The organism is Myxococcus sp. CA033 (assembly GCF_013336625.1).
In the GTDB taxonomy this organism is placed as follows: domain Bacteria; phylum Myxococcota; class Myxococcia; order Myxococcales; family Myxococcaceae; genus Myxococcus; species Myxococcus llanfairpwllgwyngyllgogerychwyrndrobwllllantysiliogogogochensis.
Genome location: NZ_JABUMU010000001.1, coordinates 330,257 through 344,466, shown reverse-complemented (window position 1 = coordinate 344,466; position 14,210 = coordinate 330,257). Strand labels below are relative to the sequence as shown.

Here is a 14,210-nt window from a genome sequence, read left to right as displayed (position 1 = left end):
GGCGGGTCACCTGGAGGAGCCGCTCATGTCTTCGCGTCGCTTGTCGCATCCCTGGAGCCTTGCCGTGGTGCTCACCTTCGCGCTGGCCGCGCCGCCCGCGCTGGCGGAGTCGGTCGAGGAGGAGCTGGTCTCTCGCGAGGACTCCAGCTCACAGGACTCGTTGCTCACCTGTGGGCCGGCTCGGTGTGGCGGAGACTGGAACTGCGAGGCGAACTGCCCCGAGGCGGCGACCGCCGTCTGCGTCGACTTCTACTGCGTGTACACGTACCCGGATCCGGGCGGTGGTGGCGGTGGCGGTGGCCCGGGCTCGCAATGCACGGGTTACCGCTGCGGCGGCGACTGGAACTGCGTCTGCGAAGGGCTGCAGGGCACCTGCGGCGCGAATGGCATGTGCGTTTTCTGAGTGGAAGCCCGGCGGTGAGCACTTGGCAGTCCGCGCGTCGTGACTAGTTTCCCGCGCACAAATGCGACGCCGGGGCGAAAGCCCGGGCGTCGTCACGCGAGGAGCTGACGGTGCAGGCGAAGATGCTGCTGGCCCTGGTGGTGGGTTCCCTGACGTTCGGAGTGGGCTGCCACCGCAACACCCGTGAGAGCGCGAAGGATGATGCGGAGCGCGCCGCGGACAAGACCGAGGACACCGCCGAGAAGGTGGGCGACAAGGTCGAGGACGCCGCCGAGGAGGCGGGCGACAAGATTGAAGACGCCACCGACAAGTAGCTCGGAGGTGTAGGCCCCTGGCCTTCCCGGACGCCGCACCGCGTTGGTTCAGCAGTCGCGTTTCGGGAAGGCCGTGGGTTGCCGTCAGCGTGGGGACTGGCTGAATAATCAGCCCCATGGGAACGCTCACGCTCAGCGCCTCCGCGCACCTGTGGGAGCAGTTTCTCGTCGGCGCGCTCGACGAGGACGTGGCCTCGGTTCCAGAGGCACCGCCGATACTCTCCCGCTGGCAACGCTCACGCGCGCTCGGCGCTCCGAGCACGGGCCTGCCCGACGAGGGGCCCAGTGTCGCCGGCGTCGCGCTCATCGAGCGGCGAGCCCGCCTGGAGCCGGTGTGGCACGAGGTCCGTGACATCCTGGACGTGCTCGCCGCCGCGCCCATGCCGTCGGGGCGGGTGGCGCTGCTGGCGGACCGGGAGGGCGTCATCCTCGCGACGCGCAGCTCGGGGGGCGACTTCAGGGACCACGCCGACTACGTGCGACTGGTGGCCGGGGCCTGTTGGGACGAGGTGTCGCGAGGCACCAATGCGATTGGCACCGCGCTGGTGGAGTCCTCGGCCGTGGCGGTGGTGGGGCCCGCGCACTATGCGCAGCGGCACCATGGGCTGGTCTGTTACGCCGCGCCGGTGAGAGACCCGTTCGGCGAAGTCGTCGGCGTGCTGGACGTCACCGGGCCCGCGAGTGGCGCGGACCCGCTGGTGCTGGTGGCGGTGGCGAGCATCGCTCACTCGGCGGAGGCGCGACTGCGCGAGGTGGCGTGGGCGCGTGTGGCGGCGGCCGCGCGAGGGGAAGTGGATGCCCACCTGTCGCGCGAGGACGGCCCGGTGCTGCTCATCGAGCCGCCGGGTCGCGTGCGGCGTCTCAATGGCGCGGCGCGCTCGCTGCTCGGCCTGGAGTCATCCCCGGGGGACGTGTCGCCGACTCGGATGCTCGGCTTGTCCTGGCGGGCGTTGAAGGACGCGGCGTTGAGAGGCCACGCGCTGGAGGCGCGTCATCAGGCCTCGGGTGCGACGTGGCGGGTCCACGCGGAAGCGGTGGGGGAGGGGGACTCGGCGCTCGCGGTGCTGGTGCGGCTGGAGCCTCGTGCGACGCGCGTCACGGCGCGGATGCCGCCCGAGGTGGCCGAGAGCGGGCCCGATGGAGGGGCCTGGGCCGCGCTGAAGGGGAGTGACCCGGAGCACCGCGCGACGCTGCGAGAGGCCGCGCGCTTCGCTCCCACGACGCTGCCGGTGTTGCTGCTCTCGGAGACGGGTACGGGCAAGGAGTTGCTCGCGCGCGCGGTGCATGCCGCGAGCGCGGTGGCCTCCGGACCCTTCGTCGCCGTCAACTGTGGCGCGCTCTCCGCTTCGTTGCTGGAGAGCGAGCTGTTCGGTCATGCGCCGGGAGCCTTCACGGGGGCTCGCGCGGGTGGGGCCGAAGGCAAGCTGGCGGCTGCGGATGGAGGCACGCTCTTCCTCGATGAGCTCGCGGAGATGCCCGCGGCGCTGCAGGTGACGCTGTTGCGTGTGCTGGAGGATGGCGGGTACTCGCGTGTCGGCGAGTCGCGCGTGCGGCACTCGCGCTTCCGACTCATCGGCGCCACGTGTCGGGACCTCGAAGCGGCCGTGAGCGCGGGCACCTTCCGGAGCGACCTCTACTATCGCCTCCAAGGCGCGGTCCTTCGCTTGCCGCCGCTGCGCGAGCGGGTGGACCTGCCGGAGCTGGCCCGGTCGTTGTTGAGTGGGCTGTCCGTCGAAGGAGGCCATCCCGCGAGCACGCTGTCCGCAGAGGCGCTGGCTCGTCTGCGGGCACACGCCTGGCCGGGCAACGTGCGGGAGCTGAAGACGGTGCTCCGCATGGCCCTGGTCCGAGCAGGAGGAGCGCCCGTGGTGAACGCGGCCGCGCTTCCGCCCGAGCTGGGGCGAGCACCCGCGCACGTGCCACCCGTGTCCCCGCCACCCGTCGAGCCCGTGGCCTCCCCGGGCCTCAGGGAGCTGGAGGCCCACGCGATTCTCGACGCGCTGTCTCGCAGTGGTGGGAACGTGGCCCGCGCGGCGCGGCTGCTGGGGATTGCTCGCAGCACGCTGTACCGGATGGTGGAGCGCTTCGGGTTGGTGCTCCCTCCGCGCTCGTGATGCGAGCTTTCCCGTAGGCGCGCCGTGGGCCCGCGAGGGGACGGTGGCTCGTCCTCATCGGAACATTCCATCCGTGCGGTGGCACACCCGCGCGCGACACTGTCGCGAGGTGCTCCACGCGGAGCGGACAGAGGTGTCGCATCGCGGGACACGACGCGCCGCGACGTCGGTGGTGCGGGGCGTGGCATGCGCGCTGCTCTGGGGGGCACGGCTTCCACCCGCAGCCCCACCCGCAAGGAGAGCGTTCATGATCTACGCCGCCCCCAATCAGCCTGGCTCGAAGGTGAAGTTCAAGGCCCGCTATCAGAACTTCATCGGCGGTCGCTGGGTCGAGCCGAAGCGCGGGCAGTACTTCGAGAACATCTCGCCCGTGACGGGGCAGGTCTTCTGCGAGATTCCTCGCTCCACCGCGGAGGACATCGACCTGGCGCTGGATGCGGCGCACGCGGCGCGCGTCTCGTGGGGCCGCACGTCACCCACCGCGCGCTCGAACATCCTGCTGAAGATCGCCGACCGCATGGAGCAGAATCTGGAGATGCTCGCGGTGGCGGAGGCCTGGGACAACGGCAAGCCGGTCCGCGAGACGCTCGCGGCGGACCTGCCGCTGGCCATCGACCACTTCCGCTATTTCGCCGGCTGCATCCGCGCGCAGGAAGGCACGGTGGGCGAGTTGGACCACGACACCGTCGCGTATCACTTCCACGAGCCCCTGGGCGTGGTGGGGCAGATCATCCCGTGGAACTTCCCCATCCTGATGGCGGTGTGGAAGGTGGCGCCGGCTCTGGCGGCGGGCAACTGCGTGGTGCTCAAGCCCGCGGAGCAGACGCCCGCGAGCATCCTCGTCCTGGCCGAACTCATCCAGGACCTGCTGCCCGAAGGTGTCCTCAACATCGTCAACGGCTTTGGCGTCGAGGCGGGCAAGCCGCTGGCGAGCAGCCCTCGCGTGGCGAAGATCGCCTTCACCGGTGAGACGACGACGGGCCGGCTCATCCTCCAGTACGCGAGTGAGAACCTCATCCCGGTGACGCTGGAATTGGGCGGCAAGAGCCCGAACATCTTCTTCGACGACGTCATGGCGCACGACGACGACTTCCTGGACAAGGCGATGGAGGGCTTCTCCATGTTCGCGCTGAACCAGGGTGAGGTCTGCACGTGTCCGTCGCGCGCGCTGGTGGGCGAGGGCATCTACGGCCAGTTCATCGAGCGGGCGCTGGAGCGCGTGAAGAAGGTCAGCCCGGGCAACCCGCTGGACACGGAGACGAAGCTGGGCGCGCAGGCGTCGAATGATCAGCTCGAGAAGATTCTCGGCTACATCGACATCGGCAAGAAGGAGGGCGCCAAGGTCCTCATGGGCGGCGAGCGCGTGAGCCTGCCGGGCGACCTCAAGGGCGGCTACTACGTGGCGCCCACGGTGTTCCAGGGCCACAACAAGATGCGCGTGTTCCAGGAGGAGATCTTCGGACCGGTGGTGAGCGTCACCACGTTCAAGGACTTCGACGACGCGATGCGCATCGCCAACGACACGCTGTATGGCCTGGGCGCCGGCGTGTGGACGCGTGACACGAACACCGCGTACCGCGCGGGCCGCACCATCGAGGCGGGCCGCGTGTGGACCAACTGCTACCACCTGTACCCGGCGCACGCGGCGTTCGGCGGCTACAAGCAGTCGGGCATCGGCCGCGAGACGCACCGGAAGATGCTGGACCACTACCAGCAGACGAAGAACCTGCTCGTCAGCTACAGCCCGAAGGCGATGGGGTTCTTCTGATGAGTGACACCCGTGCCGGGCCCGGCGCGGGTGGGCAGACGGAGCAGGAGGTGGCCCGGGTGGCGGTGACGCCCGAGGCCGCCGCCGTCATTCGCTCCCTGCGTGCCGCGAATGGTCCGCTGATGTTCCACCAGTCCGGCGGCTGCTGCGATGGCAGTGCCCCCATGTGTTATCCGGCGGGGGAGTTCCGTGTCGGTCAGCGGGATGTCTTCCTGGGCGACGTCGAGGGCTGCCCCGTCTACATCGGCGGCGCGCAGTTCGAGGTCTGGCAGCACACGCACCTGACGCTGGACGTGGTGCCTGGAAGGGGCGCGGGCTTCAGCCTGGAGTCGCCCCTGGGCGTGCGCTTCCTCACGCGCAGCCGTGTCTTCACGGATGAGGAATACGAGCGCATGAAAACCCAGCCACCGCCAAGGCGGGGACCACCGGAGTGAGCAATGGTCCCGGGCTCGAAGTCGGGCCCGGGTCGCCCGCCACCCGACCGTAACTCTTCATGTTACGGCGCGGCCAATGACAATCATCCCCTCAAATCAGACCCATGCGGTGTCATGAATACACCATTTACACTGCGTGAGAGTACTTATACAGAGTGCAGGCCCCAACACAGGGGCAACTCGAAATGAGGGGGAAGTCATGAAGCTGTTCAATACGTTTGGAGTTGTGGGAGTGGTGTCTCTGATGGCCGTTGGGTGCGGCGGGGAATACACGCCGGAAGAGGCCGCTCAGAGCCCGGAGATGGGTGAGGCGACGCAGGCCGTGGAGAGCGCGTTCATCGCTGGCGGTCAGACGCGTGACTTCTCGACCTGGCTGTTCGGTGTGACGCCGTTCTATGTCCGGAACATGTCCGCCACCCGCTCCACGCGCTTCAACGCGTACTGTGGCGCCAACAACATCTCCATCCTGCTGGCGCCGAATCAGGTCTATCCCACGAGCCTGAACTGCGCCTGGCCCGGCGCGCGCCTGTATGTCCAGAACCAGGGCCTCAGCCCGACCCTCGATCAGATCTACGTCGAGACGCACTGAGTCGCGGCAAAAGCGCGCTCTTTGAGGTCGTGCTTGGGGGAGTCTCCGCGAGGGGGCTCTCCGAGACGGCCCGCACGAAGCTGCTCCGCTGGGGCAAGTAGCCCCGAGGTGCGCGAGCGTCTCCGGGCCCGATACAGGGCCCGGAGACAGTCGTGCCCGGGGGAACCTCAGGAGGACTTGTACGCGTCCGCGATGCGCAGCAGGTCCACGATGGTGAAGTCGCCGCCCGTGCCGTAGGTGGGCTTCCAGCCCTTGTTGTGCAGGAAGGACTGGGGGTCGTTGATGAGCACGCTGAAGAACGTCTCGCCCACGATGCGACCGCCCACGGGCCCGAGGAAGCGGCCCTGGTTGGCGAGCTTCGCCTCCTTGAGGATGTAGTACCAGAGCGGCGCCAGCGTGCTCCCCCAGTTCGTCGGCAAGCCCAACTGGGAATTGGAATACTGGGTCGTCCCCAGCGCCTTGGCGACCGTCTGTCCCGCCGGCAGGGTGAACTCATTCTGGCGCAGCAGGTTGCGGCCCGGCAGCGACAGGTAGAGCGGATCCGGCTTGCCCTGATACTGGGGATTGTCGAAGCCGGGGATGAGCGCCTGGGGCAGCTGAAGCAGCTCCGACGCCACCAGCGTGTCGAACAGCTTGGCGCCCTGGGGCGTGACGCGGGAGTCGGTGTCGAAGAAGTACTTCCAGTCCACGCGCTTCTCCGGGCTCAGGAACGTCCCGGGCTGGTGCAGGTCGAAAATCTGCGCGCCCTTGTAGTTGTCATTGACCTGGTAGAACTCGCGAATCGTCGCGTGGCCCATGCGGTAGGCGGCCGCAGAGAACTCGATGGGAATCGCCTGGAGGTTGGGCGGGAAGTACTGCGGGCCCTGACTCACCAGCTTCCCATACAGCTCATCCCCGACGAAGCGGCGCACGAAGTCGTGGTAGACAATCCACTGGTAATGCCAGCGCACGCGCTGCGACGTCTCGGTGAAGAGCGCCCCTCCGGAGAACTGGCTCGACAGGTCCTTGACCACCTGATTGTGGAACTTGATGACGGCCAGGTGGAGCTGGTCGACGAACATGTTGTCGTCATTGCGCGGGTCTCCGATGATGGCCGTGCCCTGTGAGTTGCGGAGCACGTCGCCGTCCGGATTGTCGGGCCGGCCGAACAGCAGCGTGGCGCCGTCCTTCTGGTCGAAGAGGAAGGCGTCCTGCACGGGCCCCCGGCCATAGATGTTGCCCAGGTCCAGGGTGGGGGTGATGGCATCCCGCGTCTGGTTGGGTTGGGTGTCCCGGCCATTGATGTTCGAATAGACGTCGAACGTCAGGTCGTGGTCCAGGAACTGGCCCAGGAACGTGTAGCCCGCGGGGATGGTGGGGTTGTCCTGGGGGAGGCCCCGGCCCTGGTTGGCCACATCCATGGGGCCTCCAGGCAGGGTGAGCGCCCGGAGGTCCTCCACGTTGAAGAGGGAAGGGCCCAGGTCCGGGAACATGCGGAAGAAGTCGGAGACGACGGGGCCGTTGTCTCCGCTCAGCGACTGCGCGGACTTGTTGGAGACGGCCGTGCCCACACCGCCGTGGGGGCGCACCAGGTTGCCGGAGGGCGTCTTGGACAGCATCGCGTTTCCCGCACCCCGGTGGAATGGACAGCCGCTCCCAGGCAGCGCGGTGTGGCCCGAGGGCCGGTTCTTGTCACTCATGATGGGTCTCCTCGTGAATGGGAAGCGCGGCCTATGACGTGATGGTGATGTACGGGTCCCACGAGTAGGTGCCCACCTTGTTGCCCTGGTTGTCCGTCACCTGGAGATAGAGCTGGTAGGTCACCCGCCCGCCGGGGAGCGTGGCGGTGGGCAGCATCGCGGTGGACTGGAAGAAGAAGTCCACGTAGGGCTGCACGTTGAAGCCGCTGCTCTGCCCGCCCGACACCTCGGGGACTGGCACCTTGATGTGGGACACCAGAGGCTGGGGCTGGGTGATGCACTGCGCGTTTCCGGAGACATTCATCTTGTAGAGCAGGGCGCTGTAGCGCGTGTTGAGCGTCAGCGACGCCAGCCGCCACCGGAGGTTGTCGTTGGTCTTCGCGGCGACCGTCAGCTCGGATATCGCCTCCGCCCCCACGGCCGAGTCCCGCCGGACGAGCATGTACACACAGTCCGCGATGGCCACCCCGGGGTTGTCGAGCGACGCGTTGGGGCCGTACTTGCCGATGACCTTGTCCACGTCCACCACGGTGAGCACATCGATGAAGCCGTTATCCTGTCCCATATCGCATCCAATCCTTTCGGAAGAAGAAGCCAGACACCATCGGCGAGCCCGCCGATGACTTCATGAGGTGATGGAGATCTGCGGATCCCACGAGAAGTAGCTCAGGATGTTCCCGTCGTTGTTCGCCAGGACGAACGAGAACTGGTACGAGACATTGGGCGGCGAGGGGTTCACCGCCGTCGCCTGGAAATAGGCGTCCGTATAGGTCTGCGTCTGGTTGATGGTCACCTGGAAGCCATTCACCGACGGGAGGGGCACCGTCACCGTGGGCTCGATGAGGCCGGGCTGGGTGATGAGCCCCACGCCCCGGAGGATGTTGCACTGGCTGAGCGCGACGCTGAAGCGCGTGTTCCCGGTCAGCGAGGTGATGCGCCAGCGGATGTTGTTGTTGGTGTTGAGGGTGATGACCAGGTCATCCGTCGCCTGTCCGGAGAGCACCTCGTCCTGGCGGACGAACATGTAGATGTAGGGCGTGCTCTCGCCCAGGGACACGGGCCTGTTGGCGTCCGTGCTGAACTTCCCCTGGTAGGCCTGGTAGATGCTCTCCGCATCCACGACGACGAGGACGTTGGCTGTATTTTCAGTATCCGGCATGGACCACTCCTGATTGAGGCGGGGTGAGAGGGCTCAGCGGGGCCGCAGGATTCCGGGGCGCTGGATGGAGAAGGGCTGGATGTTGAACTGGGTGACGCCCGTCAGCGCGAGCTCTGCGAGAATCTTCCCGAGCAGCGGCGTGAACTTGAACGCCTGCCCCGTGTCACCGGTGAACAGGAGGATGTCCGGATGGCCGGGCAGGGCATCCAGGACGAAGTTCAAGTCGGGGGTCATCGTGTAGAGGCAGCCCACGGGGTCCTGTGCCAGGGATTGAAGGCCCTGGAAGTGCGCGCGCATGAATCTGTTGAGCAGCTCCACCATCCGAGGGTCCGCCTGGGGCGGCGAGGTGGGCGGCAGCGGGGACTTCTGGAAGGTGAAGTCCGTGCCCACCTTGAGGCGCCCGGGCGTCAGGAGCGGGGGCAGGCCGTAGTAGGTCGTCTGGTCATCGCCAGGGAACTGGGGCGCGCCGAAGTAGAACCAGAGCGGGTAGTTGTACTGGGATTGGGCCACCGTGAAGTAGGCATACGTCATGGTCCAGATCTCCAGCTCCAACTGGAGGTTCAGGCTGTCGAGCACCGGGTTGGTCCAGGCGGAGGGCACCAGGATGAGCTTCTTGCCGGTGTAGTCCCCTTGCGCGGTGGAGACGGTGACCTGGCCCGGCGCGTCCTGGATGCGGCTGACCGTCCGGCGGGGAATCATGGTGACGCCCTGCTTGCGACAGAGCTGGGCGAGGGCCTGAAGGGCCCGGTCCGCCGCGATGACGCCGGCCTGGGGCTGCACCAGTCCGACGACGTCGTCACTCAGCCCCTTGAGCGCGGGGTAGCGCTCCGGGAAGTCCGCCGCGGTGAGGCGGGTGAAGGGCAGGCCCTGCTCCTCGAGGACGGCCTGGGAGTCCTTGAGGTCGCCCTCGGGTGTGTTCACCCCGCTGGGCGGGCCGAAGAACAGCAGGGACGTGTCGTTGAGGATGCCATCCAGGCCGCTGTCGTCCTCCAGCTCCCGCCAGAGCGGATAGGCGGACTGCGCCAGCAGGGACAGGTGCGGATTGGAGTACATCACCCGGAAGAAGCGGGACTCTCCCTTGGAGGAGAAGAAGTCGTTGTCGAAGTCGAACTGGTCCAACAGGAGGACCTTCTTGCCGGCCTTCGAGCACCAGTAGGCGGCGGACAGGCCAATGGCGCCCGCGCCCACGACCACCACGTCATAGGAGTCCATGTTTGCGTTGCTTTCGTTCTGGAGGGACGAAGGTGTCTGGCTTTACCAGCCGAGGTAGTAATGGCTGTCCAGCCAGGAGGGCCACGCGAGCCCGAAGTGCGCCTGGAGCATCTTCTCCGCCTCGCAGAAGGCGCCTTCCACCCAGCCCTGCTGGTCCGAGTACGCCTCGCCGCAGATGTGCAGGCGCTCCGCGGGGTCCGGGCGGCGCATGAAGGGCATCACCTCGCGCACGCTCACCCCGGCCTGCCACGCATGGTAGCCGCCGCCGTAGGGGTCCTCCGTCCAGTTACGGAAGTAGGAGACATACGGGTCAGGGACGGGGTTCTCCGGGCCGTGCAGCTCCCGGAGTTGGTGGACGGCCTCCTGGACCATCACCGCCGGGGCCTGGAGGGACTCCACCTGGGCCAGGGACTCCGGGCCCGCCAGTCGCGTGGCCCGGGGCTTGAAACGCTTCAGGTTCCGCTGGGGAGAGGCCATCAGCGCGGACCAGAAGGGGGTGGTCCGCATGTCGTTGTAGCTGGCCAGCAGGATGGAGTGGCTGTTCGAGGGGTCGGTGCCGAAGTAGTAGCACTGTCGCATCGGCAGGTCGGTGATGGATTCGCCCGCCAGGGCGTTGAACTCCGCGTGCCACCAGGGAGACTCGAAGCCCATCAGGAGCTTGAACGACGGCTCGGAGATGACCGAGTCGAGGTTCTTCCGGACCTGCTCGCTCACCTCCGGGGTGGCGAAGAAGCGGTCTACCTCCAGCAGCTCCAGGGCGCGGCGGGGCATGGCGAGGACGACGGCCTTGGCGTACACCGTCCAGCTCTTGCCGCTCTGGGCATTGGCCACGGTGAGGATGTACTTGTAAGGGCTGCCGCCCGGCGCCGGGTCGATTCGCCGCAGGCCATTCTGTCCCCAGAGATGGGCGCGCTTGCCGCCGGGGTCCTGCGCCAGGAAGCGCTGTGCGAGGACATTGCCGACCTGGTCATAGCCGCCCGCCAGCGTCTGGTACTTCACCTCCGCGTTGGAGAAGTCGCCCACGAGGTAGGGGAAGGCCTCCGCGGCGTTCCAGTTGATGGTGTTGGAGTAGTACCCGCCGGCGACGGACAGGAACTCGTAGGCCTCCTGGCCCACCTGGTCCTTGATGAGGTTCCAGAAGCCCAGGTCGTTGACCTTCAGGCCGTCGTACGGACCCGATTGGTGATAGGTCAGGTTGGGTTTGACGTCATCCCATTCGCGGGCCGTCAGGGTGAAGGCGTAGTCATAGGGCGCGGTGAAGGTGGCCTTGCCCGGATAGCGCTCCCGGAACCACGGGTCCGCCATGAGCACGTCGTAGATGATTTTGTTGAAGAGCTGGTCCGAGGTGAAGCCCACCACCGCGTCGGGTAGGAAGTAGCGCGTCTTGTACGTGCGGCGGTCGGCCTGGGCGTTCTCCCATTCGTTGGCCTTGAAGCGCTGCCCGCGCAGATAGCGGTAGTGATTGCCGTCGTCGCCCAGGGGGAAGTCGATAGGCGTCACCTCCTGCTCGAAGACCTTCGTGATGAGCGAGTTCACAATCTCATGCGATTGCAGATAGCGCATGCCGCCAATCTCCGCGGCCAGGGAGATGCCAGGGAGGAAGACGGATTCGATGCGTCCACCCAGGCGCTCGCTCAGCTCGAAGATGTGGACCGTCTCGGGGCGGGTGCCCTCGGGGGCCAGGTCTCCCACGAGCAGTCTCCAGCCCGCATAGAGGCCGGAGACTCCGGCGCCGATGATGGCCACGTCGAGCTGGAGCCCATCGTCCATTCCGGTGTCCATCGCTGGTGGGTTGACTCGTGACATGTCTGCCTCATGGGGGAGAGGGGATTCGCCTTGCGTCGGCCCGGTTCGCTGCAATTGGTGCACCAAGGTCCTTCCCGGTCCTGGGTGTCTGTCTTCAAGGACATGCGGGGCAGGGGATGTGGCCTTGACGCGTCAGGCGAATGGATTTGGGAGGTCCCGGGGCGTCGTCGCTGGGGAATCGCTGACGTGTCAGGCTTCGGGCGGACGCGTCAGCGCCCGCGGACCGTGGCGGCGTCGGCGGGGGAGCGACTGGGGGAGCGACTGGGGGAGCGGCGACCGGACGGGCCGGTCCTTCACCCATGTCGCTTTTCGATGAAGCTCGAATTTCGTCATATTATAGTCATCATATGGTGGGCAGGGGCTCTCGGGAGCCCGCCTGTCCGTCCATTTGACGTTCCTCAATGGGGCCGCCCGGAGCTTTCCGTCCGCCTCGTCACGCCGGAGTCGAGTCATGCAGGTCAAGAATGCTGTCGCCCTGGTCACTGGTGCCAATCGCGGGTTGGGGCTCGCCTTCGCGAAGGCCTTGTTGGAGCGGGGGGCTCGCAAGGTGTACGCGGCGGCTCGTGAGCCCTCGAGTGTGACGATTCCAGGCGTGGTGCCGGTCCGCCTGGACGTCACCCGCCCCGAGCAGTTGGAGGCGCTGGTCCGCGAGGCGGGTGACGTGACGCTGCTCATCAACAACGCGGGCATCCTGAAGGGCACGAGCCTCTTGGGGGCGGACGCGCTGTCCGCCGCGCGCGCTGAACTGGAGACGAACTACCTGGGCCCCCTGGCGACGAGCAGCGCGTTCGCGCCGGTGCTGGCGAAGAACGGCGGGGGTGCCATCATCAATGTGCTCTCGGTGCTCAGCTGGATGGCCTTCCCGGGCTCGGCCAGCTACAGCGCCTCGAAGGCCGCTGCCTGGGCGCTGACCAACGGTCTGCGCAAGGAGCTGGGCGCCCAGAAGACGCAGGTGATGGCCCTGCACGTCGGCTACATGGACACCGACATGGCGGAGAAAGTCACGGCGCCGAAGACGAGCACCGCCGAGGTGGTGCGCCTGACGCTGGATGCGCTCGAGGCGGGCCAGGACGAGGTGCTCGCCGATGAGGTGAGCCGCAACGTCAAGCAGGGGTTGTCCGCAGGCGTCTACCTCCAGCGCTCGTGAGCGAGCTGGCGGAGAGCCGCGGAGCTTTCTCCGAGCCCGCCACCGCGCGCGCCGTGTCCAGACCGATGGAGTGAGAGCGGGCCCACGCGCGGGGCGAAGTGTCATGCGCTGTGCGGGGAAGGCTATGGTGTCTCCAGGCTCGAACGTGAGCCTGGAGACTTCGCATGCCGCAGTGTCGCCTGGCGTGGAGCGTGGTGATGGTCGTCCTGATGGGGGCGACTTCGGCCTGGGCAGACGAGCCTCCCGTTGAAGCGCTGGTGCCACCGCCGCGCACGGGGTGGCGCGTCCAGGGCCTGCCGCTGCTCAACTTCAACAGCGACGAGGGGTTCGGCTACGGCGCGAGGCTCCTGCTGGTGGATGCGGGAGATGGCACGTACCGGCCTTATCGATACTCCCTCATCGCGCAGTTCTTCCAGACGACGCGGGGGGTGGCCACCCATCGGCTGATGATGGATTCGCCGCGCTTCTTCGACTCGGACTGGCGGTTGGGGTTGGACCTGAGCTTCATCAACGAGCGGTTCTCGCCCTACTTCGGCCAGGGCGCCGCCGCCGGATACGAGCCGGACTTCGCCCGGTGTGACGACCGGGAGCAGCTGGAGGACGCGCAGGATGTGTGCGCTGGCAATCCCTCATTCCGGGGCCTGCGCTACTACAGCTTCGAGCAGCGCACGCTGCCGAGCGTCGTGTTCAACGCGCGGCGCACCCTGAGAGGGTCGCTGCAGGTGTCCGTGGGCTATCGCTTCCGCCTGACGCGGATTCGCTCGCGCTACAGCGCGAAGGACCTGGGGCAGTCGCGGGACTCGCGGCTCGAGGAGGATGCTCGGGCGGGGCTGTTGACGGGGCTGGAGGCTGGAGGAGGGGAGGGGACGTTCCGGACAGCGGAGGTGACGGCGGGGCTTTTGTGGGACTCGCGTGACAACGAGCCCGCGCCCGTGCGCGGCATGTTCCACGAGCTGGCGGCACGCGGCGCGGTGGGGGCGACGGGCAGCTCGTTCAGCTACTGGGGCTCCACGGCGAACCTGCGCTTCTACCACCCCCTGGGACATGAGCGATTGGTGGCCGCGTTGCGCCTGATGGCCGACGTGCTTGGAGGGGATGTGCCCTTCTTCCTGCTCAGCGGCTTTGGCGGAGTGGAGTGGCGCGATGGCTGGGGCGGCGTGGGCGGCCTGTTCACCGCGCGAGGGCTGCTGAAGAACCGCCTGCAGGGCGAGGTGAAGACGGTGGGCAACGGCGAGCTGCGCTGGCGCTTCCTCGACGTGCGGCCGTGGGAGCAGCCGTTGGAGTTCACGCTGGTGGCCTTCTTCGATGCGGGACAGGTGTGGACGGACCTCCGCTTTCGGGACAAGGGGTTGTTCCGGTACGCGGGAGGTGGGGGCCTGCGAGTGGCCTGGGACAACACCTTCATCGTCCGAGCGGACTACGGCGTGAGTCCTCGGGATGGCACGTCCGCCTTCTATCTCGACTTCAACCACATGTTTTGAGTGGCCGATGTCATCCGGTGGCATTGACGCCCGCGGAGGGTGCCAGCTAGCGTGACGCCACGATGATGCTCTTGAACGCGAGCTTCCTGACGACCGCCACCGGC

General features: G+C 67.3%; 13 protein-coding genes. 8 read left to right on the top strand and 5 right to left on the bottom strand.

Going from position 1 to position 14,210, the window contains the following annotated elements; all coding sequences use genetic code 11:
* Positions 1-25: 25 nt before the first annotated feature.
* The 6 genes from HUA78_RS01275 (at position 26) to HUA78_RS01250 (ending at position 5,622) form a co-directional block, all read left to right on the top strand.
* A complete protein-coding gene (locus HUA78_RS01275; protein WP_174475490.1) occupies positions 26-403 on the top strand; it encodes a hypothetical protein in 378 nt (125 codons plus the stop codon).
* A gap of 110 nt (positions 404-513) precedes the next feature.
* Positions 514-717, top strand: a complete 204-nt coding sequence (locus tag HUA78_RS01270) for a YtxH domain-containing protein (protein WP_141645806.1) — start codon at positions 514-516, stop codon at positions 715-717.
* 116 nt (positions 718-833) lie between these two features.
* Positions 834-2,831 carry a sigma-54-dependent Fis family transcriptional regulator gene (locus HUA78_RS01265; protein ID WP_174453497.1) on the top strand — a complete coding sequence of 666 codons (1,998 nt, stop codon included), beginning with the start codon at positions 834-836 and terminating at the stop codon, positions 2,829-2,831.
* Positions 2,832-3,078: 247 nt separating this feature from the next.
* Entirely contained in the window at positions 3,079-4,599 is a 1,521-nt protein-coding gene (gene adh, locus HUA78_RS01260; RefSeq protein ID WP_141645804.1) for an aldehyde dehydrogenase, read from the top strand.
* Complete coding sequence (locus HUA78_RS01255) at positions 4,599-5,033, top strand: DUF779 domain-containing protein (RefSeq protein ID WP_141645803.1); 435 nt, start codon at positions 4,599-4,601, stop codon at positions 5,031-5,033. The genes adh and HUA78_RS01255 overlap by 1 nt, the downstream gene beginning before the upstream one ends.
* Positions 5,034-5,232: 199 nt before the next feature.
* Entirely contained in the window at positions 5,233-5,622 is a 390-nt protein-coding gene (locus HUA78_RS01250) for a hypothetical protein (protein WP_174453498.1), read from the top strand.
* Between the two features lie 167 nt (positions 5,623-5,789).
* Here the strand turns inward: HUA78_RS01250 and HUA78_RS01245 are convergent, their stop codons facing one another.
* Genes HUA78_RS01245 through HUA78_RS01225 form a run of 5 tightly spaced genes read right to left on the bottom strand, consistent with a single transcriptional unit; the run spans position 5,790 to position 11,478 of the window.
* Positions 5,790-7,301: a peroxidase family protein gene (locus tag HUA78_RS01245; protein WP_174475489.1), complete on the bottom strand. Its 1,512-nt coding sequence runs from the start codon at positions 7,299-7,301 to the stop codon at positions 5,790-5,792.
* Between the two features lie 31 nt (positions 7,302-7,332).
* On the bottom strand, positions 7,333-7,866 hold the full coding sequence (locus HUA78_RS01240) for an AidA/PixA family protein (protein WP_141645800.1): 534 nt from the start codon (positions 7,864-7,866) through the stop codon (positions 7,333-7,335).
* 60 nt (positions 7,867-7,926) lie between these two features.
* Positions 7,927-8,460, bottom strand: a complete 534-nt coding sequence (locus tag HUA78_RS01235) for an AidA/PixA family protein (protein WP_174453500.1) — start codon at positions 8,458-8,460, stop codon at positions 7,927-7,929.
* Positions 8,461-8,493: 33 nt separating this feature from the next.
* Entirely contained in the window at positions 8,494-9,672 is a 1,179-nt protein-coding gene (locus HUA78_RS01230; RefSeq protein ID WP_174475488.1) for an FAD-dependent oxidoreductase, read from the bottom strand.
* Positions 9,673-9,714: 42 nt separating this feature from the next.
* The gene (locus tag HUA78_RS01225) at positions 9,715-11,478 is read right to left on the bottom strand and encodes an FAD-dependent oxidoreductase (RefSeq protein ID WP_174475487.1); all 1,764 of its coding nucleotides are present in this window, start codon (positions 11,476-11,478) and stop codon (positions 9,715-9,717) included.
* A gap of 451 nt (positions 11,479-11,929) precedes the next feature.
* On the opposite strand from HUA78_RS01225, the gene HUA78_RS01220 reads away from it, so the two are divergent.
* Positions 11,930-12,625: an SDR family oxidoreductase gene (locus HUA78_RS01220; RefSeq protein WP_174453503.1), complete on the top strand. Its 696-nt coding sequence runs from the start codon at positions 11,930-11,932 to the stop codon at positions 12,623-12,625.
* Between the two features lie 164 nt (positions 12,626-12,789).
* Positions 12,790-14,106 carry a BamA/TamA family outer membrane protein gene (locus tag HUA78_RS01215; protein ID WP_174475486.1) on the top strand — a complete coding sequence of 439 codons (1,317 nt, stop codon included), beginning with the start codon at positions 12,790-12,792 and terminating at the stop codon, positions 14,104-14,106.
* Positions 14,107-14,210 lie beyond the last annotated feature (104 nt).